The organism is Streptomyces sp. HPF1205 (assembly GCF_020400825.1).
GTDB lineage: Bacteria > Actinomycetota > Actinomycetes > Streptomycetales > Streptomycetaceae > Actinacidiphila.
In genome coordinates, this window is sequence record NZ_JAINVH010000040.1 from 57,173 (window position 1) to 79,621 (window position 22,449).

Sequence of the window (22,449 nt, forward strand, 5' to 3'; positions counted from 1 at the left end):
TCGGCGGTACGGGCTCACACCGCCGGTGTGAACGCCTTCCAGCCCTCGGCGGGCTGCTCACCGACGTCCAGGGTGCGGAGTCTGGCCAGGAGCGCGGGGTCCTGGGCGTCCAGCCAGTCGACGAACTGGTGGAAGGAGACCATGCGGACGTCGTCGGCGCCCAGGGACGAGATGTGCTCCAGGACGTCCTGGACGGCGTCCATGTAGATGCCCCCGTTCCACTGTTCGAAGTGGTTGCCGATGTACAAGGGGGCGCGGTTGGTCTCGTACGCGCGCTGGAAGCCGGCGATGTACGAGGCGGCGGCCTGCCGGCGCCAGCCGGGGTAGTTGCGGGGGTCGGAGCTGGTGGCCGCGTGGGACTGGTTGGCCAGCATGTTGTAGTCCATCGACAGCACCTCGAAGCGGTGCCCGGGGAACGGGATGAGCTGCAGCGGCAGGTCCCACAGGCCGTGCTTCTTCCCCGGCCAGACCTGGTTGCCGCCCGGGGAGCTGGCGTCGTAGCGGAAGCCCAGCTCGGCGGCGGTGGGCAGCCACTGCTTCTGGCCGAGCAGGCAGGGGGTGCGGCCGCCGATCAGTTCCTTGTCGTAGTCGAAGGGCAGCGGGTCGAGGTCGTGCCAGCCGGTATTGGTCCTCCAGGAGGTGACGAAACCTTTCGCCTGCTCGATCTCGCTGTACCAGTCGGCCGGGCTCCAGTTGCCCACGCTGCCGTACCCGTCGCAGAAGTGGCCGTTGAAGTGGGTGCCGATCTCGTGGCCCTCCAGCCAGGCCAGGCGCAGCTGCTCCAGGGTCGCCCTGATGTGCTCGTCGCTGAAGTAGCCGATGGCCGAGGCCCCGACGGGGTTGTTGGGCGGGTGGTACAGCTCCTTCCTCGATTCGGGCAGCAGGTACAGGCCGGACAGGAAGAACGTCATCTTGGCGTCGTGCTCGCGGGCCAGGGAGCGGAAGCGGGCGAACAGGCCGTTGTCCAGCTCGCCGGCGCCGTCCCAGGAGAAGATCACGAACTGCGGCGGCGTCTGCCCCGGCTCCAGCCGCTCGGGGACGGGCTGGAACGGCTGCGGACCGGTGTCGCACGTCGAACCGTCGCCGAGCAGCCTTCCCGCGGGCGGCTTCGCGGGCCGCGTGCGCAGCGGCTTGTGCGGCGGCTCGGCGCGATGAGGGCTCGGAGCGGCATCCGACGAACCGCCGCCGCTCCCGCACCCCGCCACCGTCCCGAGGGCGGCCCCCGCCGTCAGACCGAGCAGGCTCCTGCGGGTCATCGAGTGCATGCGGTCCCCGATCCGGCGTCGGTCGGCGCCCACGACGCCGAGGTTCTGGGCACGATGCCACCGTGCATAATGCATATGAAATACCCGGATATGGGGCCTGTCTGTATGGCAATCGGATGAAAGGCTTATATGCTCGGGTTCGTGACGGACGCTCACCCCGCCGACAGGGTCCTCGCCGGCGCCGGGAGCGGCGCGGGCGGCAGGAAGAGGGTGCCGCGCAGGCTGCCGCGGGCGGTACGGCAGGCGACCACGGCCCAGGCGGTGACGAGGAGGACGTACAGCGCGACGGCCACGGCCTCCAGGGCGGTCGCGTGCAGGCGCACCGCCAGAGCGCTGGTGCCGGTCACGCAGGTGCCGACGGGGAACGTGAAGCTCCACCAGGTCAGGGTGAAGGGCAGGCCGTTGCGCGCGGTGCGCACGGTCAGGGCGGAGGCCAGCGCCAGCCACATCATGGCGAAGCCCCAGACGGGCACTCCGTACAGGAGCCCGAAGACGGCGGCGCCGGTCGCGTACGGGCGCGGGAGCGCGCTGCCCGCCACGCCGCCCAGCAGGTTGGCGGCCGTGACGGACTGGCCGAGCGGTCCCAGCACGATCCACACGGTGGGCGTCATCGGCGCCGGACCGGTCTTGTGGCGGACCAGCCGGGCCCAGATCTGCGGGATGATCACGAGGCTCGCGAACAGGCTGATGCCGAACATCGCGTAGCAGGCCAGCAGCATCGTCAGCCGCGCCTGGCCGGCCGGCAGGCGCGGCACGAGCGCGGCCCCGGTCGCCGCCGAGACCATGGGCGGCACCACGGGCATCAGCCAGCCGCCGAAGGCCGAGTCGTCGGCCACCGGGTGGTCGGTCATCGCCCGGTACGGGATCCACACGCACGTGACCAGGCCCAGCAGCGTGCCGCAGGACCACAGGGCGACATCGGTGTACAGGGCCGGCCGCAGGCCCATCCAGTCCCGGCCCAGCGCCAGGGCGCCGGCCCCGACCGTCATCGGCGCCATCGCGGGCGCTCCCCAGAAGTGGGCCGCGACCGGGTGGTGGGCGTGCGCGCGGGCCTGCTCGCGGTACCGGGTCCAGTGCACGGCCCACGCGGCGGTGAGGACGACCAGCAGCCCGGCGGCCACCGCCCACACCGCGGTGGCGGCGGTACGCAGGCCAGGGACGCGCACGGGCAGCGCGGCGGCGGCCGTGGCCACGATGCCCGTGCCCATGACCGACGCGTACCAGTTGGGGCCCAGGTTCCGGAACAGGTCCCCGGGGCGGTCGAGGTCGCCGAGCAGCCGGTGCGGCCGTCGACCGGCCGTCGGCGCGTCGGCGGGGGAGACGGTGGTGGAGACGGTGGTGGGGACGGTGGATGTCATACCGCCAACCTCGCGCGGCGCCCCGGCGGCCGGTAGGGAGCGATCTTGGATGGATGCATAGGCTGGGCTTATGCCTCTTTCCGAGCGGGTCGCCGACCTGGGGCCGTTCGACCTGCTGCTGTCCGTCGCGCGCCTGGGCAGCGTCGGCGCCGCCGCGCGCGAGCACGGCATCACCCAGCCCGCGGCGAGCGCGCGCATCAGCCATCTGGAACGGCGGCTCGGGATGCAACTGCTGCGGCGCTCGCCCCGGGGGTCGCGGCTGACCGAGCAGGGCGCCCTCGTCGCCGACTGGGCGCGCACCGCGGTGGAGGCCGCGGCGGTCCTCGACGCCGGGGTGGTGTCCCTGCGCGGCAGTGTGGAGAGCCGGCTCCAGGTGGCGGCCAGCATGACGGTCGCCGAGTACCTGCTGCCGCACTGGCTGCTGGCACTGCGGGCGGCCGCGCCCCAGGCCGCCGTCGCATTGACCGTCGGCAACTCCGACGACGTCGTGCGGGCCGTCCTGGAGGAGCGGGCCCGGCTCGGGTTCGTCGAGGGACCGGACCTGCCGTCCGGCCTGGTGGCCCGCACCGTGGCGAACGACGAGCTCACCCTGGTCGTCGCGCCCGGGCACCCCTGGGCCCGGCGCCGGTCGGGCGTCGAGGCGGCGGAGCTGGCGGCGACCCCCCTGGTCAGCCGGGAACGCGGCTCCGGGACGCGCCGCTACCTGGAGCGCGCGCTGGGCGGCGGCGCGCGGCTGCCGCTCGTGGACCCGCTGCTTGAGCTGCCCTCGACCACCGCGATCAAGAACGCCGTCGCCGACGGCGTCGCGCCCGCGGTCCTCAGCTCGCTGGCGGTGGCGGGGGACCTGGCCGCCGGCTCGCTCCGCGCCGTACCGGTCGCCGGCCTCGACCTGACCAGGCCGCTGCGCATGATCCGCCGCCGGGGCGGCGGGCTCTCGGGCCCCGCCCGCGACCTGGCCGCCATCGCCGCCCGAGGCACGCCCGCCGACCGGTGACGTGAGGGCGCACGGCCCCCGCCGGATGGCGCCCGCCGGACGCGGCCCCCGCTGGACGCGGCCCCCGCCGGACGCGGCCCCCGCCGGACGCGGCGGGCCGCGGCTTGTTCGGTGGAGGCGTTCCCGGCCCGCCCGGCCCGCGGCCCCTGCCCGTCGACCGCCAGGCCCGCGGCCCTGGCGCCGTGCTTCTCGCCCGGCCGTCGGTGGAGGCGCCCCCGGCCCGCCCGGCCCGCGGCCCCTGCCCCTCGCGCTGACCGCCAGGCCCGCGGCCCCTGGTGCCGCGCTTCTCCCCTGCCTTCCCTGCAGGCGCCCCCGGCCGCCGGGGCGTCCGGCTACGCCCGGGTACGAGGGCGAACCGTCGCCTTGCCGGGCTCCCCCCCCGCCGAGCGGCAGGGCACTCCGCACCGCACGCGCCGAGCCGACCAAACGCCCGTTCCGTTCCGGGCTCCACGTCACGGGATGTTCCCGGGACCCGGCCTGTTCCCGGGACCCGGCGCCGTATATCGTCTGACGATATCGGGATCCGTAATCGAGGCGCCGGAGTGTGCGCGGTGACGACGTCTTCCGCCGGTGCGCGGGCGCCGGAGGGGTTGGTGCGGCGGCTGGGCGTGGGCGACGCCGTGGTGATCGGCCTCGGGTCGATGATCGGCGCCGGGGTGTTCGCCGCCATGGCGCCGGCCGCGCGGGCCGCGGGCTCCGGGCTGCTGCTCGGCGTGGCGCTGGCGGCCGTGGTGGCGTACTGCAACGCCACCTCCTCGGCGCGACTGGCCGCCCGCCACCCGCGGTCGGGCGGCACGTACGTCTACGGCCGGGAGCGGCTGGGCGAGGTGTGGGGCTACCTGGCCGGCTGGGCGTTCGTGGTCGGCAAGACCGCCTCGTGCGCGGCGATGGCCCTGACCGCCGGTTCGTACGTGTGGCCGGGGCAGGAGCACGCGGTGGCGGTGGCCGCCGTGGTGGCGCTGACCGCCGTCGACTACGCCGGCGTGCAGAAGGCGGCCTGGCTCACCCGGGTGATCGTCGCCGTCGTCCTGACCGTCCTCGCCGCGGTCGTCGTCGCCTGCCTGACCTCGGGCCACGCCGACGGCGGGTACCTCGACGTCGGTTCCGACACGGGCCCGCGCGGTGTGCTGGAGGCCGCCGGCCTGCTGTTTTTCGCCTTCGCCGGATACGCGCGGATCGCCACGCTGGGGGAGGAGGTCCGCGACCCGCGGCGCACCATCCCGCGGGCGATCCCGGTCGCGCTGGGCATCACGCTGGTCGTGTACGCGGCCGTGGCCGTGTGCGTGCTGGCCGTGCTGGGGCCCGTCCGTCTCGCCCAGGCCACCGCCCCGCTGTCGGACGCCGTCAAGGCCGCGGGCGCCGGCGGTCTCGCGCCGGTCGTGCGCGCCGGTGCGGCGGTCGCCGCGCTGGGCTCCCTGCTCGCCCTGATCCTGGGGGTGTCGCGGACCACCCTGGCGATGGCGCGCGACGGCCACCTGCCCCGGGCACTGGCCGCGGTCCATCCCCGCTTCGGGGTGCCCCACCGGGCCGAACTCCTGGTCGGCGCGGTCGTGGCGGTGCTCGCGGCGAGCGCGGACGTCCGGGGCGCGATCGGCTTCTCCTCCTTCGGCGTACTGGTCTACTACGCCCTCGCCAACGCCTCGGCGTGGACGCTCGGCCCCGACGAGGGCCGTCCGCCGCGGCCGATCCCGGTGGTGGGCCTGGCCGGCTGCCTGGTCCTGGCCTTCGCCCTGCCCCTGGCATCGGTGCTCACAGGCGCCGCGGTGCTGCTCCTGGGCCTGGCGGCGTACGCGGTCCGCCGGGCGCTGACGCGCACGACGCGGTAGCCGCGGGGGCGTCCGCGTCAGGCGCCGGGAGCGGTCCCGGGGTCCTCGTCCGCGAGGACTTCCCGGGCGAGTTCCCGCAGCGCCCTGCGGTCCTCGGCCAGGGCCCGCTCGCCGGCCGGGGTGGCGCGGTAGACCCGGCGGGCGCGGCCGTCGACGACCTGCTGTTCGGACACGAGCAGTCCGTCGGCCTCCAGTCTGTGCAGCGTCGGATAGAGCGTGCCCGGGCTCACGCGGTATCCGTGGCCGGCCAACTCCTGCGTCATCCAGGCGCCGTGGATCGGCTGTTCGGCCGCGTGGTGCAGGATGTGCAGCCGGATCGCGCCCCGCTGGAACTCCCGCACCCGCCCCACCTCTCCTCGACCGCCCGTGCCGACCGCGCCGGCCGGCCCGGTACCACGGGGCGATTTTACGGAACGCGGGGGGCGCGCCGTCACCCGCGGACACCGGACGGCCGGGCGCTCCCCGCGCCGGTGTTACGGCCGTCGCCCCGTGTCGGCCCTGGCGCCGGCCCGGTCACCGGCCTCCGTGTCCGCTTCCGCGCCGGACCGCGCGTACAGGTCGTTCTCGACGCCGACGACCCCGTCGACGCTCTCGCACAGGCGCACGGCGACCGGGATGACGGCACCGGGGTCCACGGCGCCGCTGAGCCGGACCCGGCCGTCGGTGACGTCGACGCTCACCGCGTCGGGGTCCTGCCGCAGTGTGCGGGTGAGGATCTCCGTCGTGATCTCCTGCCGGATCATGCTGTCGGCGCGCAGGAACACCCGCAGCAGGTCGCTGCGGCTGACGACGCCCACCACCTGCTCGGCGTCGTCCACGACGGGCAGCCGTTTGACGTGATGGCGCGCCATCGTGCGGGCCGCCTCCACGACGGACCACTGCGGTCGCGCGACGACGGCGGGACTTGTCATCAGCTCCGCCGCGGTGGTGGCCCGCGCGCGGGCCCGCTCCCCGGGCGGCAGGTGCGCGGCCGACAGGTGACCGGCCGGATCCGGGCGGGCGGCCTGGATGGCCATCAGATCGGCTTCCGAGATCACGCCCAGCGGATGGCCGAGATCGTCGACCACCGGGACCGCCGTGATGTCGTGCTCCGCGAGATCGAGGGCGATGTCCTTGACCCCGGTTCCGGGGCGCACGCAGACCGCCGGAGCGGTCATCAGATCTGCGACCATGCGGTTCAGCACTGCCGTCTCCCGTCGTGGAGTGGACGTGGACCGGTCTCACCTCCCACTGTCCGCCGCCGCCACCCGCGGCGCAGCCCGGCGGCGGGGCCGGAACGCTCGCGGGGATGTGGCGGGGCGGGGCGGGCGCCCCGATACCGCCCCGACGGGCCGGCCGGCCCGTCACGACTGCCCGAACGGCCCTTCCGCCGGGCGCCGTGCCGCGCTGCGATGGGAGTGGCGGGGAGGACGGAAGTGACGACGCGGAGCAGCGGCCCCCGTACCGCGCACCGCGCTACCAGGACCCGCGGAGACGGGTTGTCCTCCTCGCCCCCGCGCCCGCCCGCCGCTCCCCGTTCACGGTGGCGCCGCGGGTGGCGCGACCGCTTGAGGCGACAGCGCCACCGATTCCGGAGGTGACGGAAATGACCCATCCCGTACGGCGTGACCGGGCGTCCAGGCAGCCCGGGTCGCGGATCCCCGGCTGGAGCGGGGACCCGCTCGCGGAGTTCGACGATCTGTTCGGCCGCATCGGCAGCCTGCTGGAGTCCACGGTCGGCGGGGCGGTGCCCGAAGCCCGGGGGTGGGCGCCGCTCGCCGACGTGTCGGAGACGGACGACGCCTACCTGATCGAGGCCGACCTCCCCGGCGTCAAGCAGGACGACGTCGACATCGAGCTGAGCGAGCGGGAACTGGTCATCACCGGTGAGCTGAAGGAACGCGAACGCACTGGCGTCCTGCGCAGGACCACCCGCCGCACCGGCCGGTTCGAGTACCGGACCCTGCTCCCCGGTGAGATCGACGCCGAAGGCGTGAGCGCCGCCCTCAAGGAGGGCGTGCTGACCGTGTCCGTCCCGAAGGCGGAGCGGACCAAGCCCCGCCACATCCCGATCACGAGCGCGGACTGACGGACTGACGCGCGGCGGGCCACCCGCGCCGGCCGGCGGACCGCCGGCGCGGGTGGCCCGCGTACTCCCGCGCGGTGCCGCGTACTCCCGCGCGGTGGCCCGCGTACTCCCGCGGTGGCCTCGGACTCCGGCCCGCTCCCGCGTACTCCCGTGCCCCCCGCGCCGGGCGGCGCTCCCTCACCGGTCCGGCTGCTCGCCCAGAGCCGCGCGCGCCGCGGGCTCCAGCAGTGCCGAGAACTCCCCGTGGATCTGCAGCATCATGTCGTCCACCGACACCACCCCCGCGATCCGCCCGCCCTCCATCACGGGGAACCTGTGCACCTCGGCGCGGCGGAAGGCGCGGCAGACCGTCGCGATGTCGTCCGCCGCCCGGACCGTGAGCACGGGTGACGACATCAGCCGCGACACGGGTGTGTCGGGCGCCGTGCCCGCCGCCAGGACGCGCGCGACCAGGTCGCGATCCGTGACGATGCCCACCAGACGTCCGTCGCGCTCGACCGGCAGGCAGCCGATGGCCTCGGCGGTCAGGCGCCGGGCGGCGTCCCGGACGGAGGTCTCCGGGGCGACGGTGACCGCGGGAGTGCGCATGATGTCCGCGACCCTCATCGGAGGGCTCCCTTCCCGGGCGTACGGCGGTCGCCTGAGGCCGGCGTTCCGCACGGGCCCGCTGTCTTCAGACTCGCGCCGCCCCCGCCCGTACGCAAAGGCGGACCCGGTCGGTCCCGGCCCGCCCGCGTGGCGCCCCGGCCGCCCGTGGGCGAGCCTGAGGTGAGGGGGCCGAGGAGGGAAGGTCCGTCGTGGGTGAGAACGCCGCAACCGGCGATCAGCGCTTCGACCCGGCAGCCGTGGGACGCCGTGCCGCGCAGCGGCGCACCCAGCTCGGCCTGAGCGAGGGCACCCTGGCGACCAGGGCGGGGATGTCACCCCACTACATGCGGCAGGTGCTCGGCCAGGGGCCCGACTTCGACCGCGGCGGCTTCCTCCGCATCGCCGCCGCCCTCGGCCTGACGTACCACGAACTGCTCGAAGGACGCCGCGACATGCCGCCCGGCCAGACCGGGCCCGCCCCGCGCCCGGTGCTGGCCCGGCTGAGCGAGGGGCAGTGCTGGGACAGGCTCGGCACGCACGGCGTGGGCCGGATCGCGCTGCCCGTCCACCCCGGCCCGGTGGTGCTGCCCGTCAACTACGCCGTCGACGCCCACTCGATCGTCTACCGCGCCCAGCCCGGCGCGGTGACGGCGCCCGATACCGGAACCGAGGTCTCCTTCCAGGTCGACTGGCTGGACGACCGGACCAGCCAGGGCTGGACCGTCCTGATCACCGGCACGGCGGAACACGTCGACGACGCCGACGCGGTGCGGCGGCTCGCCGACCGGCACGCCGTGGAGCCATGGGTGGGCGAGAACCGCACCGTGTGGATGCGCGTGCGGCCGCACACGGTCACCGGCCGCCGCATCACCACCATGTGAGGGCACGAGGGAGGCGCACGCCGCCTCCCGGCATCCGGCCGGACCACGCGACAAGGCGGTGACCAAGGATGACGAAGCACGTGCTGGTAGGGATCGACGGGTCCGCGCAGAGCCTGGCGGCGGCCTCCTGGGCCGGCGACGAGGCCATGGCGCGGGGCACCGCGGTGCACCTGCTCAACGTGTGGCAGGCGCCCGCCGGGAACGTCCAGTTCTCACCCGACCCGGAGGGACTGCGCCTGTGGGAGGAGGGCCGGCTCGTCGAGACCGCCAAGGAGCTGTCCGACCGCCACCCCTCGCTGACCGTCACCATGGAACAGACGTACGGCACGCCCATGAAGGTGCTGCTGGAGGCCGCCGCCAGGGCGGACATGGTCGTCCTGGGCTCCCACGGCTTCGGCGTGGTCGCCGGGTTCCTCTACGGCTCGGTGGGCCTGCACGTGCTCGCCGGGTCCGATCGGCCGGTGGTGATGGTCCGCTCCCAGGCGGGCCGTGGCCTCACCGGTGCCCCGGTCGTCGTCGGTGTCGATCCCGGCGCCCCCGCCGACGCGGTCATGGCGTTCGCCTTCCAGGAGGCGGCCGCCCGGGCCGTACCCGTGCGGGTGGTGCACGTGTGGGACGTCCACAGGACGTACGGGTACGGCGCCCCCGTCCTGGATCCCGGGTGGGTACGCGACCTGCGTGAGGAGCGCGTCCTGGCGCTGGGGAACCTCCTCGCCCCGTGGCGCGCCCGTCACCCGGGCGTCGAGGCCGTCGGCGACGTCGTCCCCGGCCGGGTGGCGGAGACCCTGCTGCAGGCGGCAAGGACCGCGGACCTCCTGATCGTCGGCCGGCACAGGCGGCACGCCCTCGCGGCCGCGCACATCGGACCGGTCACCCACGCGGTCGTCCACCACGCCGGATGCCCGATCGCGGTGATCCCCCACGACTGATGCCGAACGGCTGATCCCGTACGGCTGATCCGTACGGCCGACCCGGCACGACTGCCCCCGCACGACTGCCCCCGCACGACTGCCCCGCCACGACCGACCCGGCCCGTCGCCCGCGGCCCGGATCAGTCCGGCGGCATGTACGGGCGGCGGAACACCGGCGCCTGTCCGGTGCCGTGCGGGCGTACGGCCGCCAGCGCCCGGGCGACCGCGGACTCCAGCGGGACACTGGTGTCGACCGCCACGGCCCCCTCCCACGGCTGTTCGTTCGCCGCCATGGCCGCGGCCACCTCAGGACCGGCGTCGGACGCACCGGGAGGGCGCGTCCGCAGGCGGGCCGCCGCGACGTCGCGCGGAACATGGCAGCGCAGGGCCACCAGGTCGGCGCCCGCGCTCTCCGCCACCCGCTCGGCGGCCTCGCGCTGTACCGGGTCGGACCAGGTGGCGTCCAGCACCACCGACTCGCCCGCGCGGAGCAGGGCCGCCGCGCGCTCCAGCAGGACGGCGTACGTTTCGGCGGTCCGCTCTGGCGTGTACAGGCCCTCGCCGTAGCCGGCCGCGGCGGACTGCTCCACCGGGATGCCCGCCAGTTCCTTGCGCAGGCGGTCGCTGCTGAGCAGGGTGACGCCCAGACGGTCGGCGAGCGCCCCGGACAGCGTGGACTTCCCGCTGCCCGGAAGACCGCCGACAAGGGTGAGGCCGACGGCGGAGGTCCGCAGATGGCGCAGCGTCGCCGCGACGAGCCGGCGCACCGCCGTCTGGGCGCCGGGCATTCCCTGCTCCGCCTGGATCAGGGACACCTTGGCACGCACGAACGCGCGATAGGCGACGTAGTGGTGCCACAAGGACGGCGGCGCCGGGTCGCCGGAGTACTCGCCGTACCTTGCCAGGAAGAACGCCGCGGCGTCGAAGGCGTCGAGCTGCTCCAGGTCCATGGCGAGGAAGGCGGCGTCGTCGAGACCGTCGACGTAGCGGAGACGGTCGTCGAACTCCAGGCAGTCCAGGACCCGGGGCCCGTCGTCGAGGCAGAAGACGTCCTCGGCGAGCAGGTCGCCGTGACCGTCGACGATCCGCCGCTGGGCGATGCGCGCGTCGAACAGGGACCCGCGTCCGGCCAGGTAGCGCCGTACGAGGCGCTCGATCTCCGGCACGCCCTCCGGCGGCGGCCCGCCGCCCGCCAGGTCCCGTACCTGCTCGAAACTCGCCTCCCACCGCCGCGACAGCGCGTCGCGCGTGCCTTCCGCGTCCACGTCCGGGCCGCGGGGCGCGTCCGCGTGGCGTGCGGCGAGCAGCCGGGCGACGTCGCGCAGCACGTCGTCCACGGGCGCGCCCTCCCGTACCAGCCGGGACAGCCGGCGCCCGGCCGGCATGCGGCGCATGACCACGACGGGTTCCGGCTCCCGCCCGTCCGGGCCGCGGAACTCCCCGAGCCCCAGGTAGACGTCCGGGGCGAAACGGCGGTTGAGGGCGACCTCCCGCTCGCACGCGGCGCGCCTGGCCGCCACGGTCGTGTAGTCGAGGAACACCAGGTCCAGCGGCTTCTTGGCCTTGTAGGCGCGGTCCCCGACGAAGAACAGCACCGCGCTGTGGGTCTCGCGCACCTCCGCGCGCACTTCCGCGGGCACCTCCGCGGGCACCTCCGCGGGCACTTCCGGGGGCGCCGTCACCGCGGCGCCGACGCCCGGGCCCGGCCTTCCGGCCCGGCCCGCGGCTGTCCCCGGCCCGCCCCGGCCGTCCGGCTCAGTCATGGGGCACCACCGCGACCGGGCAGCGCGCGTGATGCAGGGCGGCCTGGGTCACCGGACCCAGCCGCGGCGCCAGCGGCGGGCGGCGCCTGCGCCGGCCGAGCACCAGCAGCGCGGCGCCGCCGGCGGCGCGCAGGACGGCCCTGGCCGGGCTCTCCAGGCCGACGTTCTCCGCGATCTCGACCTGCGGGAACTTCTCCCGCCAGGGGCGGCAGGCATCGGCCAGCCGGCGCCGCGCGTCCCCCGCGACCTCCTCGGTGACCTCGTGGTCGACGCCCCAGGGGGTGTAGGCCCGCAGCGGCACGCTCCGGCCGTGGACCGCCCTCAGGGGGACGCCCCGGGCCGCCGCGGCGGCGAAGGCGAACCCCAGCAGCTCCTCGCAGGGAGCGCGCAGCTTCACGGCCACGACGACATCGCCCACCCTCCCCTCGGCGCTTCCCGCGGCCGAGGGTCCCTCCCCGGGCGCCTCCGCGCGCACCAGGACCACAGGACGCTCGGCCCGCGCCACCACCGGCAGGCTGACGTCGCCGAGGAACCAGCTCTCGACGGTCTCCAGCCCCCGCGACCCGAGAACGGTCAGTTCGGACTCCGAAGCCGCCCGCACCAGGGCGTCGCAGGCGTCGTCGGGGATCAGATTGCCGATGACGGTCAGCTCCGGATGGTCCGCCCGGATCCGCGCCCGCGCGTCGAGCACGGTCCGCCTGGCCCAGTAGTTCTGGTCCACCTCCGCCGGGACGTGGGCCGGCTCCGGGGCCAGCATGGGCCACGCGTGCATCAGGCACAGCGTCAGACCGCGCCGCTCGGCTTCGTCGGCGGCCCAGCGGGCGGCGGCCAGGCTCTCGGGCGACCCGTCGAGGCCCACCGTGACCACGGGCTCCATGGCACCGCCTTCCGTCTCCTGAGGCTCCGGGACCACGGCGGACGCCGCCCGCCCGCCCGGATCGCGGTACGGGCGCTCGCGCCGCCGTTCCTCCTCCGAGGAGTACCCCAAACCCGCTCCCGCCGCATGCGGAGCCGGGCGCGCGAAGTCCCGGGTGACCAGCGGTCCTGGGCGACCAGCCGTCCCGGGTGACCAGCGGTCCTGGGTGACCATCTCACCCGGGTGACCAGCGGTCCTGGTTCACCGCGCGGTTCCGTCCGACCCCGCGGCCCGCAGCCACCCATGCCCCGAGGACCCCGCAGTCCCCTGGGACCCTGACCCGCCGGGTCCCAGGGGCCCCGGACCCCCCGGCGCTCGCGGTCCCCGGCGATCCGGCGCGCCGCCGGGGTCAGCCGGCGGTGATACGGCGGCCGGTCAGGCGTACCGGGCGGATCCGCAGCCACTGCTCGCGGTCGCCGCCCGCCCAGGGCGTGGTGTGCGCCCTGGCCCGCAGGTCGCGGACCTCGGCGGCGTCGGTGACCTCGGCCGCGGGGCCGAGGACGAGCACGCTCCAGCCCTCGCTGAGGGCCTCGTCGATCCGGTCGACCTCGAAGGCCACCTCCCGTCCGGCGGCCAGGGCGGGCGCGGCGGCCGCGGCGGTGCGGAAGACGATCGCCTCGTCCACGACGTCGTAGTTGACCGGCACGATCGCCGGGCCCGCGTCCGTGGTCACCGCGACACGGCCGACGCCGTGGCCGGACAGCAGCCGCAGGCACTCGTCGGGCGGGAGCTCGCTGAGCGTCGGCGCGGCCGCGGCCTCCGCCATGCCCGGCGGCAGCCCGGCCGAGCCGCCGCGCAACTGCTGGACGGTGGTCTCCAGCGCCTCGGCGACACGCAGCCAGAACGCCAGGCCCGGCAGGGCCGTGGGCTGCTCCTCGACGTACTGCAGGTACCCGGGGGCGACACCCGCCCGCTCCGCCACCTGGTCACGGCTCAGCCCGAGTTCCTCGCGCCGCAGCACCAGACGCCGGCCGACGTCGCCCACGGGGGCGGACTCGTGCGTCATGTCCTCACGCCCCTTCGCCGGTCCGCAGGCTCACCGCTTCGTGCGGCTGCTTCCCGAGGACGACCTTGATGGCGCCGGTGTCGGCCGCCCGGCCGAACACCTCGTACGCCTCCTCCATCTGCCCGAGTTCGAAGGTGTGCGTGACCAGCGAGGACGCCGGGAGCCTGCCGTCGGTGAGCATGCGCAGCAGCGTGGGCGTGGAGTAGGTGTCGACCAGGCCGGTGCGGATGGTGACGTTCCTGCTCCACAGGTGCTCCAGGTGGAGCGTCGCGGGCCCGCCGTGGACACCGATGTTCGCCACGTGGCCGCCGGGCCGCACCATGCGGGTGCACAGTTCGAAGCTCTCCGGCACGCCCACCGCCTCGATGACCACGTCCGCGCCGAGACCGCCGGTGAGGTCGGCGACGAGGGACTCGCTCTCGGCCACCGTGGCGGTGGCGTCCGCGCCCAGGCGCTTGGCGGCCTCCAGGCGGCTCGGCGCGAGGTCGACCGCGATGACGCGGGCCGGGGAGAAGAATTGGGCGGTGGCGATCGCGGCCAGCCCGATCGGGCCGGCGCCGACGACGGCCACGGTGTCCCCGGGCCGCACCCGTCCGTTGAGCACCCCCACCTCGTACGCGGTCGGGAAGATGTCGGCCAGCAGGACGGCCTCGCGCGCGTCCACCGCAGCCGGCAGCGGGTGCAGCGACATGTCCGCGAACGGCACGCGCACGTACTCGGCCTGCGTGCCGTCGATCACGTGGCCGAGGAGCCACCCGCCGCCGCCCAGGCACTGCCCGTACGCGCCTTCCCGGCAGAACCGGCAGCGTCCGCAGCCGGTGATGCACGACACCAGGACCCGGTCGCCGGGCCGCGGGCCCGTGACCGCGCCGCCGGTCTCGACGACCTCGCCCACCGCCTCGTGCCCGAGCACGGTGCCGGGCCGCACGTCCGGCACGTCCCCCTTGAGGATGTGCAGGTCGGTGCCGCAGATGGTGACCGCCTCGGTACGCACGATCGCGTCCGTCGCCTCCTGTACGGAAGGGTCGGGGACGTCCTGCCAGGCCGACCGACCGGGACCGTCGTAGACCAGCGCTTTCATGAAGATCCTCCTCGCCGGGCGCCGACTCGCGGCCCCGGCCGGAGCGGGCGCGCCACCCACTGCCGGGGGCGCGACCGCCGCGCCCGCCGGGCACGGGACCACCACCCCTCCACCCTCACCCCGGTCCCGCCCGTCGCGCATGGGCCCCCCGACCCCGGCGGCGGGGCCGAGCGGCCCTGCGGCCCCGAGGACCGGCACGGCCCGCGGCGCCCCGGCGCGCCTACGCCGTGGGACCGCGGTCGCGGGCCGCCGCCGGCCGGCCGGTCGCCAGGGGGAAGTGGATGGTCGAACCCGGGTGGAGTTCGGCGGTCTCGTCGCGGCAGGAGACCTTCACCGGGCGGTGCACGCCGGTGCCGGCGGTCACCCGCACCCGGTGGCCGCTGATGCGCAGCGCCAGCGTGTGGTTCCGGTAGCGGACGGTCAGTTCGAGCACCCCGAGGTCGCGCGGCCAGAACGGGTTGAGCACCAGCCGGTCGCCCCGCGTCTCAAGACCGGAGAAGCACCGCTGCAGGAGGTCCACGCTGCCCGCCATGGCCGCGAGGTGGATGCCCTCCGAGGTGGTGCCGCCCTGGATGTCGGTGACGTCGGACCGCAGGGCGCGCTGGAAGAACTCCACCGCGCGCTCACGGTGGGCGCGCGCCAGCACCCAGGCGTGGACGACCGCGCTGAGCGTCGAGCCGTGCGAGGTCCTGGCCAGGTAGTAGTCGATGGTGCGGGGGATGGCGTCGGGTGCGAGCGCGTATCCCATGCGGTGCAGGATCTGGCCGAGTTCGTCGGCCGACAGCAGGTAGAACAGCATGAGGACGTCGGCCTGCTTGGACGCCTTGTAGCGGTTGACGCTGTCGCCCTCGGCCTCCAGGATCCGGTCCAGCCGGTGGATGTCGCCGTACCGCCGCCGGTACGCGTCCCAGTCGAGTTCCGCCAGCCGCTCGTAGCCCTCGAACTGGCTGAGCACGCCGTCGTCGTGGAAGGGCACGTACATCGCGCGGGTCAGGTGGCGCCAGCGCACGAGTTCCGCGGTCCGCAGCTCCAGCGCGTCGGTGAGCTCGGCCCGGGCCTGCTCCGGGAGCGCGGCCAGGGCGTCCAGGGCGCGCAGGATCACCCACACCGCCATCACGTTGGTGTAGGCGTTGTTGTCGATGCCGCCGGTGTCACCGGCCGTGTAGCCGCAGTGGAACTCGTCGGGTCCCATGACGCCTCGGATGACGTAGCGGGCCCGCCCGGCGTCCCAGACCGCCGCGCTCGCCCAGAAGCGGGCGATCTCCAGGAGCATCTCGGCCCCGTGGTGGGTGAGGAACTCCCGGTCCCCGGTCACCTGGTAGTACTGCCAGATGTTGTAGGCGATGGCACTGCCGATGTGGTGCTGGCGCCAGGTCGGGTCCGGGTTCCAGCGGCCCGAGCGGGGGTTGAGGTGCAGCCGCTGGCTCTCCTCGCGGCCGTCGCTGCCCGACTGCCAGGGGAACATCGCCCCGCGCAGGCCGGCCTCGCGCGCCGCCTGCAAAGCCTCGGGCATACGCCGGTGGCGGTAGCGCAGCAGGGCGCGGGTGAGGTCCGGCAGACGCAGGTTGAGCACGGGGAAGACGAACAGCTCGTCCCAGAAGACGTGGCCCCGGTACGCCTCGCCGTGCAGGCCCCTGGCGGGCACGCCCACGTCGAGGTCGGCGGTGTTCGGCGAGACGGTCTGCAGCAGGTGCAGCAGGTGCAGGCGGATGGTGCGCCGGGCGTCCTCGCTTCCGGTGACCGAGACCCGGAACCTCGGCCACAGGCGGCGCCAGGCCCGTACGTGGTCGCGGTGCAGCGCGCCGAACCCCCCGAGCCGGTCCAGCCAGCGGGCCGCGTCCGCGGCGGGCTCGCTGATGGCGCGGTCACGTCCGGTGAAGACGGTCACCACCTTCTCCAGCCGCACCGTCCCGCCCGGCGCCACGTCCACCGCAAGGACGTGGCCGGTCCATCCGGCGCCGTCGACGGGACGGCCACGCACGCCAGAGTGCCGGTGCTCGCCGTCCCACACGGTGGTACGGGCGGCCATGGCCACCCCGATCCCGGACTGGCCGGTACGCACCTCCAGCAGGACCGAGTCGCCGGACAGGTGGACGGCACGCACCGGCTCCAGGTGCCGGTTCGGCAGGTCGCGGTAGCGCTCGACCAGCGAGTTGCGCACCCTGCCGTCGAGGACGGACCTGAACTCCAGCGTCCCCGACCAGTCCTCCGCCACGACCGTCGTCTCGGCGGCGCAGGCGTGCGGGAAGGCCATGTCGGCGAACCGCCGCCAGGTCACCGCCGTCGTACGCCCCCGCTCGTCACGGAACCGCAGCCACCGGGTCAGCACGGCCTCGCGCAGATCCAGCCACTGCCGGTACTCCAGGAGGTCCGCGGTGTCGGCGTCGAACCACGGCCCGCCGTCGATACGGAAGGTCAGCGCCGGCCAGTGCGGCAGGTTGACCAGGCTCTCGTTCTCCACGAACTGGCCGGCGACACGGGACGACAGCCGGTTGTAGACACCGGCCGCGTACGTACCGGGGTAGTGCGCCCCGCCGGCCGTCGCCTCGGCGGCCGCGCCACGGGTCGCGAGGTACCCGTTCCCGACCGTGCACAGCGCCTCGCGGAGCGGCTCGTCCCCCGGGACGTACCCCTCGTAACGCAGCTCCCAGGCGCTCTCCGTCACGGCCTCCCGCCCCGGTCGGCGCGAGTACGGAGCGGCTGGGGGCGGTCGGCGGGTCCGGCGGTCGCCATGCCCTCATCGTGAGGGCGGGTACCCGGTGCCGCAATTCGGGGCGGGCAGGGCCGTTGGTCCCGCCGCCGGGCCCCGGACGGCCCTGAGCGCGGGCCGCGCGGCCGCCGGACAGTGGAGGGGAGGCAGCGCCGCGAGGAGGCAGCACGATGCACAGCACGATGCAGGGCAGCGCGACGAGCACGATGAGGCACCGCACCGTGGGCGACCTGATGACCCATACGGTCCACCGGGTGCGCCCGGACACGTCCTTCAAGGAGGTCGCCAGGGTCCTGGCCGATCACGACATCACCGCCGTGCCCGTCGTGGACGACTGCGACCGCCCCGTCGGCGTCGTCTCCGAGGCGGACCTGCTGCGCCGGGAGTCCGGCCGGCCGGACCCGGCCGGGCTGCTGAGCATCCTGGACACCCCGGGCCAGGAGCCCACGGGCCCCGTCCCGACCACCGCCGACGGCCTGATGACCGGCCCCGCGATCGTCGCCCACCCCGAGTGGTCCGTCGTCCAGGCGGCCCGCGTGATGGACCGCGGGCACGTCAAGCGGCTTCCCGTGGTGGACGAGACCGGCGCCCTGGTCGGCATCGTCAGCCGCGCGGACCTGCTGCGGGTGTTCCTGCGCCGCGACCACCTCATCCGCGAGGAGATCACCGGCGACATCCTGGACCGCACGATGGGGATCGGCCCCGACGAGGTGACCGTCGAGGTCACCGACGGCCGCGTCCACCTGCGTGGAACCGTTGACCGGCGCAGCCTCATCGAGGTCGTCGTGCGGCTGTGCGAGGGCGTGGACGGGGTGGTCGAGGTCACCGCCGACCTCGGCTACCGCACCGACGAGGCCGTGGCGATCGCGGCCCGCGGGAGTGACCGGATCGAGCAGTGATCCCGGCCCCGCGCCGCGGCGGCCCTCCGGCGAGGCGCGGCCCCGCAAGGCGCGGCCGTTCGGCGAGCCGCGGCCGTTCGGGAGAGGAGAGGCGCATGTACGGGTCCGCGGGGGCGGTACGGGACGTCATGACCCGCACGGTCGTGGCCCTGGGGCAGGACGCGGGTTTCAAGGAGATCGCCAGGACCATGAAGCAGTGGAAGGTCACCGCCCTGCCCGTGCTGGAGGGCGAGGGCCGGGTCGTCGGCGTGGTGTCCGAGGCGGATCTGCTGGCCAAGGAGGAGTTCCGGGGCAGTGACCCCCGGGGTACCGACGAACTCGGGCAGCTGGCCGGCCGGGACAAGGCCGGCGCGGTGACCGCCAGGGAGCTGATGTCGGCGCCCGCCGTGTGCGTCCACGAGGACGCCACCGTGGCCGAGGCCGCCCGGATCATGGCGCGCATGCGCGTCAAGCGGCTGCCGGTGATCGACGGCGAGGGCAGGCTGCGCGGCATCGTCAGCCGCTGCGACCTGCTCGACGTCTTCCTCCGCGACGACGAGGACATCGCCGCCGACGTGCGGCGCGACGTCCTGGATCTGCTGTTCCCGGAGGAACCGTCTCTCACCGTGGAGGTGCGCGACGGCCTGGTCACGCTGCGCGGCCGCGTCCCGGATCCCGCGCTGGCCACCATCGCCACCCGGCTGGCCCGCACCGTAGCGGGCGTGGTGGACGTCCGCAGCGACCTGGCGGCGACCGCCCCGGCCCCGTAACCACCGCGGCCAGGCGCCCCGGCCGTTACCGTGGAAGGTGGTCCCTTCGTCGGTGGGCCTGGCGCATGTGGAGGATCCGGTGGTCGAGGACGTCGGCGCGCGGGGCGGGCGGCTGCCGCGGCTGCGTCTCGACCAGCTCCTGGACGAGCTGCAGGTCAGGATCGACGCGGTGCGCGGCAGGCAGGACCGCGTGCACAGCCTGCTGGAGGCGGTGCTGTCGGTCGGTCGCGAGCTGGATCTGCCGCAGGTGCTGCGGCAGATCGTCGAGTCGGCGGTGGCGCTGGTCGACGCCGAGTACGGCGCGCTGGGCGTGGTGGAGGACACCCGCTTGTCGGAGTTCCTGACCGTCGGGATCGGCCAGGACGAGCGCGAGGCGATCGGGCCCCTGCCGTCGGGCCACGGCATCCTGGGCGAGCTGATCCGGCACCCCGAGCCGCTGCGGCTGCGGGAGATCGCGGAGCACCCGGCCTCGTACGGCTTTCCGCCGAACCATCCGCCCATGCATACCTTCCTCGGGGTCCCCATCCGGGTACGGGACGAGGTCTTCGGGAACCTGTACCTGACGCAGAAGCGCGGCGGCGGGGAGTTCGACGCCGAGGACGAGACGGTGCTGCGGACGCTGGCCGTCGCCGCCGGTGTGGCGATCGAGAACGCCCGGCTCTACAAGACCGCCCGTGACCGGCAGCTGTGGATGGAGGCCAACGCGGACATCGTGGCGGCCCTGCTGTCCGGAACGGACGAGATGGACGTGCTCCGCGACATCGTGCACCGTGCCCGGAGCATCGCCGGCGCCGACCTCGGGGTCCTGGCGCTGCCGGTCGAGGACAGCACGGACCTGAGGGTGGTGATCGCCGTGGGAACCGACGCGGACGACCACCGGGGCCTGAGGCTGCCGCGCGAGGGCTCGTTCATCGGAGCGGCGATGGCCGCGGGTGAGCCCATCACCACGGCCGAGATCCAGAAGGACCCCAGGGTGACGGCGGGACCGCCGAGGTTCGGCGGCCTCGGACCGACCGTGGCGGTGCCCATGGTGACCGACGAAGGGGCGCGCGGCGCCGTGCTGCTGGCCCGGGCCGAGCAGCGGCCGCCGTTCACGCAGGACGAGTCCGTGCCCCTGCTGGGCTTCGCCGGGCAGGCCGCGCTGGCCCTCCAGCTGGCGGAGCGCCGCCGGTCCGCCGAGCAGCTCACCGTACTGGAGGACCGCGACCGTATCGCCCGCGACCTGCACGATCTCGCCATCCAGCGGCTGTTCGCCACGGGGATGACGCTGCAGAGCACCCTGCGCTTCGTCGATCACCCCGAGGCGGCCGAGCGGCTGATGCGCGCGGTGGACGACCTCGACGAGACCATCAAGATCATCCGCTCCACCATCTTCGGACTGCGGGCCAAGGACGCCACCAGGGCGCCCGCGGGCCTGCGGGCGAGGGCCGCCGCGAACGTGGAGGACGCCGGCCGCGCCCTCGGGTTCGCCCCGGCGCTGCACATGGAGGGGCTGCTCGACACGGACGTGCCGGCGGACGTCGCCGAGGACGCCGTGGCGGTGCTCACCGAGGCCCTGTCCAACGTCGCCCGCCACGCGCGGGCGACCGCTGTCGACGTCACCCTGGCCGTCACCGACGGGACGCTGACCGTGGCCGTCACCGACAACGGCATCGGGCTCGCGCCTGACGGGCACCGCAGCGGACTGCGCAACCTCGCGGTGCGGGCCGAGCGGCTGGGCGGGGCGATGGAAACGGGTCCGGGGCCCGGCGGCGGCACCCGCCTGGTGTGGACCGTACCGCTGTGCCGGGAGGAGCCGGGGCGGCCGTAGCCGGGGCGGCCGCAGCCCCGGGGCCGGTGGCCGCGATGCCTCGCCACCCGGGCGGGTCCGCGCCGGCCGGCCTGTTCACGGGGCGGGTCGGCGTCGGCGCCGGGCGGCCCCGCCGCTCAGGTCCGGCGCTCTCCGCGCGCGTCGGCCGCCCCCGTGTCCGCGGGCCCGGCGTCCAGCACCTCGCGCACGGGCCGCCGGGGGGAGGCCGGGCCCTCGGGTCCGTAGCCGAACCGGATCAGCATCTGCACGTGCTCGTACGCCCCGCGCGGGTCGCGCAGCGCCCAGCGCAGGTCGGGCCACTCCACCGCCTGGCTGAACAGCGAGGCCCGCACGCCGTGGTCGGTCGCGACCAGCAGGACGTGCTCCAGGGCCTGTCCGGCCCGCAGCCAGTCCGCGGGGCCGTCGCCCGCGGTGGCCAGCACGCCGATCACGGGGTGCTCCTCGAAGGCCGCGGCCGGCCGCGGGGCGCCGGGGCGCCGTCCGCCGAAGTCGCGCACCGGCACCTGGCCGGTCAGGTCGCGCTGCCCGAGAGCGGCGGCGGGCATGCCGTCGGAGGCGTCCTCGCGCGTCCAGGAGCGGCCCTCCTCGCCGCGGTCGTGGTCGGCGGCCGTGTACAGGTCGGCGTCCGCGGTCAGCCGCAGTATGCGGGCGGCCTCCGCCGGGCCCGGAAGGCTCAGGTGGGCGCCTTCCTGCGCCGCGGCCCGCGTCAGCTCCGCGAGCACCTCGGGCTGGACGGGCTGTTCGCTGAACGGGAAGCGGCTGCTGTGCCGGCGCCACACGGCGTCGTACAGGTCGAACCGCTCCGGCGAGCCGGGCATCCCGGGGCGCGGGCGGCGGTCGGCGGAGCCGGGTCCGGCGAGTCGTACGGCCGCCAGGAGTCCGGGTTCGGCGGGCCGGGGCAGGATCCGCAGCACCGGCTCCCAGCCGAAGTGCGAGACGGCGACGCGCAGGTTGAACACCGCGGCGCCGACCGAGACGTGCAGGCCGCGCCCGGTGGCGTCGGTGTGCGGCAGGCCCCGGTCGACCGCCGCGCGCACCTCGATGGTCGAGGTGTCGGGGTCCAGCCGGTAGCGCCAGGGCTGGGTGTTGTGGATCGAGGGCGCCGCGACGGCCGCGGAGATGAGCTTCTCCAGCGTCGCCGCGTCCAGTGCCGCCGTGGTCATCGCCGCCTCCTTCGGATGGTCCCGCTCTGCCAGCCTCCTGGACCGCCGCCGGCGCGGGCAGGGCCCGTCGGGCACCGCTGCGGGGGCCGAAGGTCACCGGATCGGCCGGGTCGGACAGCGGCCGGTACGGAGAGGGGCGGGGACGGACAGGGCGCGGCCGGGACGGACGGGAGCAGCGGGGGCCGGGACCTCGGCCTCAGCCGAGTCCGTGCCCGGGCGCGTGCGGCCCCTGGGTGGCGATGACGGCGGCCTGGATGCGGCGTTCGACGCCGAGCTTGGCCAGCAGGCGGGAGACGTTGTTCTTGACGGTCTTCTCGGACAGGTAGAGGCGTTTGCCGATCTGCCTGTTGGTGAGGCCCTCGCCGATGAGGCCGAGGATCTCGCGTTCGCGCGGCGACAGGGCGGCCAGCGCCTGCTGCTCGGGTTCGGCGGGCGAGGCGTCCTGGCGCAGGCTGTTCATC

The 22,449-nt window shown here is 75.2% G+C and carries 20 protein-coding genes; 8 read left to right on the top strand and 12 right to left on the bottom strand.

Features of this window, described 5'->3' with window-relative positions; all coding sequences use genetic code 11:
* Window positions 1-14: 14 nt before the first annotated feature.
* A complete protein-coding gene (locus K7G61_RS31325) occupies window positions 15-1,265 on the bottom strand; it encodes a hypothetical protein (RefSeq protein WP_225850460.1) in 1,251 nt (416 codons plus the stop codon).
* Window positions 1,266-1,417: 152 nt separating this feature from the next.
* Complete coding sequence (locus K7G61_RS31330; protein ID WP_225850442.1) at window positions 1,418-2,623, bottom strand: TDT family transporter; 1,206 nt, start codon at window positions 2,621-2,623, stop codon at window positions 1,418-1,420.
* A gap of 70 nt (window positions 2,624-2,693) precedes the next feature.
* Here K7G61_RS31330 and K7G61_RS31335 point away from each other — a divergent pair, with 70 nt between their 5' ends.
* The gene (locus K7G61_RS31335; RefSeq protein WP_225850443.1) at window positions 2,694-3,617 is read left to right on the top strand and encodes a LysR family transcriptional regulator; all 924 of its coding nucleotides are present in this window, start codon (window positions 2,694-2,696) and stop codon (window positions 3,615-3,617) included.
* A gap of 551 nt (window positions 3,618-4,168) precedes the next feature.
* On the top strand, window positions 4,169-5,443 hold the full coding sequence (locus K7G61_RS31340) for an APC family permease (RefSeq protein ID WP_225850444.1): 1,275 nt from the start codon (window positions 4,169-4,171) through the stop codon (window positions 5,441-5,443).
* Between the two features lie 17 nt (window positions 5,444-5,460).
* Here K7G61_RS31340 and K7G61_RS31345 read toward each other — a convergent pair whose 3' ends face one another.
* A complete protein-coding gene (locus K7G61_RS31345; protein WP_225850445.1) occupies window positions 5,461-5,784 on the bottom strand; it encodes a PadR family transcriptional regulator in 324 nt (107 codons plus the stop codon).
* Window positions 5,785-5,916: 132 nt separating this feature from the next.
* Window positions 5,917-6,615, bottom strand: a complete 699-nt coding sequence (locus K7G61_RS31350) for a CBS domain-containing protein (protein ID WP_263985084.1) — start codon at window positions 6,613-6,615, stop codon at window positions 5,917-5,919.
* Between the two features lie 413 nt (window positions 6,616-7,028).
* Between K7G61_RS31350 and K7G61_RS31355 the strand changes: the two genes are divergently transcribed.
* On the top strand, window positions 7,029-7,511 hold the full coding sequence (locus K7G61_RS31355; protein ID WP_225850447.1) for an Hsp20/alpha crystallin family protein: 483 nt from the start codon (window positions 7,029-7,031) through the stop codon (window positions 7,509-7,511).
* A 177-nt stretch (window positions 7,512-7,688) separates the two neighbouring features.
* Here K7G61_RS31355 and K7G61_RS31360 read toward each other — a convergent pair whose 3' ends face one another.
* Window positions 7,689-8,117: a cyclic nucleotide-binding/CBS domain-containing protein gene (locus K7G61_RS31360; RefSeq protein ID WP_225850448.1), complete on the bottom strand. Its 429-nt coding sequence runs from the start codon at window positions 8,115-8,117 to the stop codon at window positions 7,689-7,691.
* 191 nt (window positions 8,118-8,308) lie between these two features.
* Here K7G61_RS31360 and K7G61_RS37125 point away from each other — a divergent pair, with 191 nt between their 5' ends.
* Entirely contained in the window at window positions 8,309-8,980 is a 672-nt protein-coding gene (locus K7G61_RS37125; RefSeq protein WP_225850449.1) for a pyridoxamine 5'-phosphate oxidase family protein, read from the top strand.
* Window positions 8,981-9,048: 68 nt separating this feature from the next.
* Entirely contained in the window at window positions 9,049-9,909 is an 861-nt protein-coding gene (locus tag K7G61_RS31370; protein ID WP_225850450.1) for a universal stress protein, read from the top strand.
* Window positions 9,910-10,031: 122 nt separating this feature from the next.
* Here the strand turns inward: K7G61_RS31370 and K7G61_RS31375 are convergent, their stop codons facing one another.
* The 5 genes from K7G61_RS31375 to K7G61_RS31395 form a co-directional block, all read right to left on the bottom strand.
* A complete protein-coding gene (locus K7G61_RS31375; protein WP_225850461.1) occupies window positions 10,032-11,507 on the bottom strand; it encodes a bifunctional aminoglycoside phosphotransferase/ATP-binding protein in 1,476 nt (491 codons plus the stop codon).
* Between the two features lie 139 nt (window positions 11,508-11,646).
* Window positions 11,647-12,531, bottom strand: a complete 885-nt coding sequence (locus K7G61_RS31380) for a universal stress protein (RefSeq protein WP_225850451.1) — start codon at window positions 12,529-12,531, stop codon at window positions 11,647-11,649.
* Between the two features lie 388 nt (window positions 12,532-12,919).
* The gene (locus K7G61_RS31385) at window positions 12,920-13,576 is read right to left on the bottom strand and encodes a pyridoxamine 5'-phosphate oxidase family protein (RefSeq protein WP_225850452.1); all 657 of its coding nucleotides are present in this window, start codon (window positions 13,574-13,576) and stop codon (window positions 12,920-12,922) included.
* A 4-nt stretch (window positions 13,577-13,580) separates the two neighbouring features.
* The gene (locus K7G61_RS31390; RefSeq protein ID WP_225850453.1) at window positions 13,581-14,657 is read right to left on the bottom strand and encodes a zinc-dependent alcohol dehydrogenase family protein; all 1,077 of its coding nucleotides are present in this window, start codon (window positions 14,655-14,657) and stop codon (window positions 13,581-13,583) included.
* 220 nt (window positions 14,658-14,877) lie between these two features.
* Entirely contained in the window at window positions 14,878-17,322 is a 2,445-nt protein-coding gene (locus K7G61_RS31395) for a glycoside hydrolase family 65 protein (protein WP_225850454.1), read from the bottom strand.
* Between the two features lie 251 nt (window positions 17,323-17,573).
* Here K7G61_RS31395 and K7G61_RS31400 point away from each other — a divergent pair, with 251 nt between their 5' ends.
* From K7G61_RS31400 to K7G61_RS31410, 3 genes are all read left to right on the top strand, one after another.
* Window positions 17,574-18,266 carry a CBS domain-containing protein gene (locus K7G61_RS31400; protein WP_225850462.1) on the top strand — a complete coding sequence of 231 codons (693 nt, stop codon included), beginning with the start codon at window positions 17,574-17,576 and terminating at the stop codon, window positions 18,264-18,266.
* A gap of 95 nt (window positions 18,267-18,361) precedes the next feature.
* Window positions 18,362-19,015: a CBS domain-containing protein gene (locus K7G61_RS31405; protein ID WP_225850455.1), complete on the top strand. Its 654-nt coding sequence runs from the start codon at window positions 18,362-18,364 to the stop codon at window positions 19,013-19,015.
* Window positions 19,016-19,067: 52 nt separating this feature from the next.
* Window positions 19,068-20,825 (top strand): GAF domain-containing protein, encoded by a 1,758-nt coding sequence (locus tag K7G61_RS31410; protein WP_308190759.1) that lies wholly within the window; start codon window positions 19,068-19,070, stop codon window positions 20,823-20,825.
* A gap of 116 nt (window positions 20,826-20,941) precedes the next feature.
* Here the strand turns inward: K7G61_RS31410 and K7G61_RS31415 are convergent, their stop codons facing one another.
* Both K7G61_RS31415 and K7G61_RS31420 read right to left on the bottom strand, forming a co-directional pair.
* Entirely contained in the window at window positions 20,942-21,988 is a 1,047-nt protein-coding gene (locus tag K7G61_RS31415; protein ID WP_225850456.1) for a hypothetical protein, read from the bottom strand.
* Between the two features lie 196 nt (window positions 21,989-22,184).
* Window positions 22,185-22,449: response regulator transcription factor (locus K7G61_RS31420; protein ID WP_225850457.1), on the bottom strand; the 265-nt coding region annotated here is incomplete at its 5' end.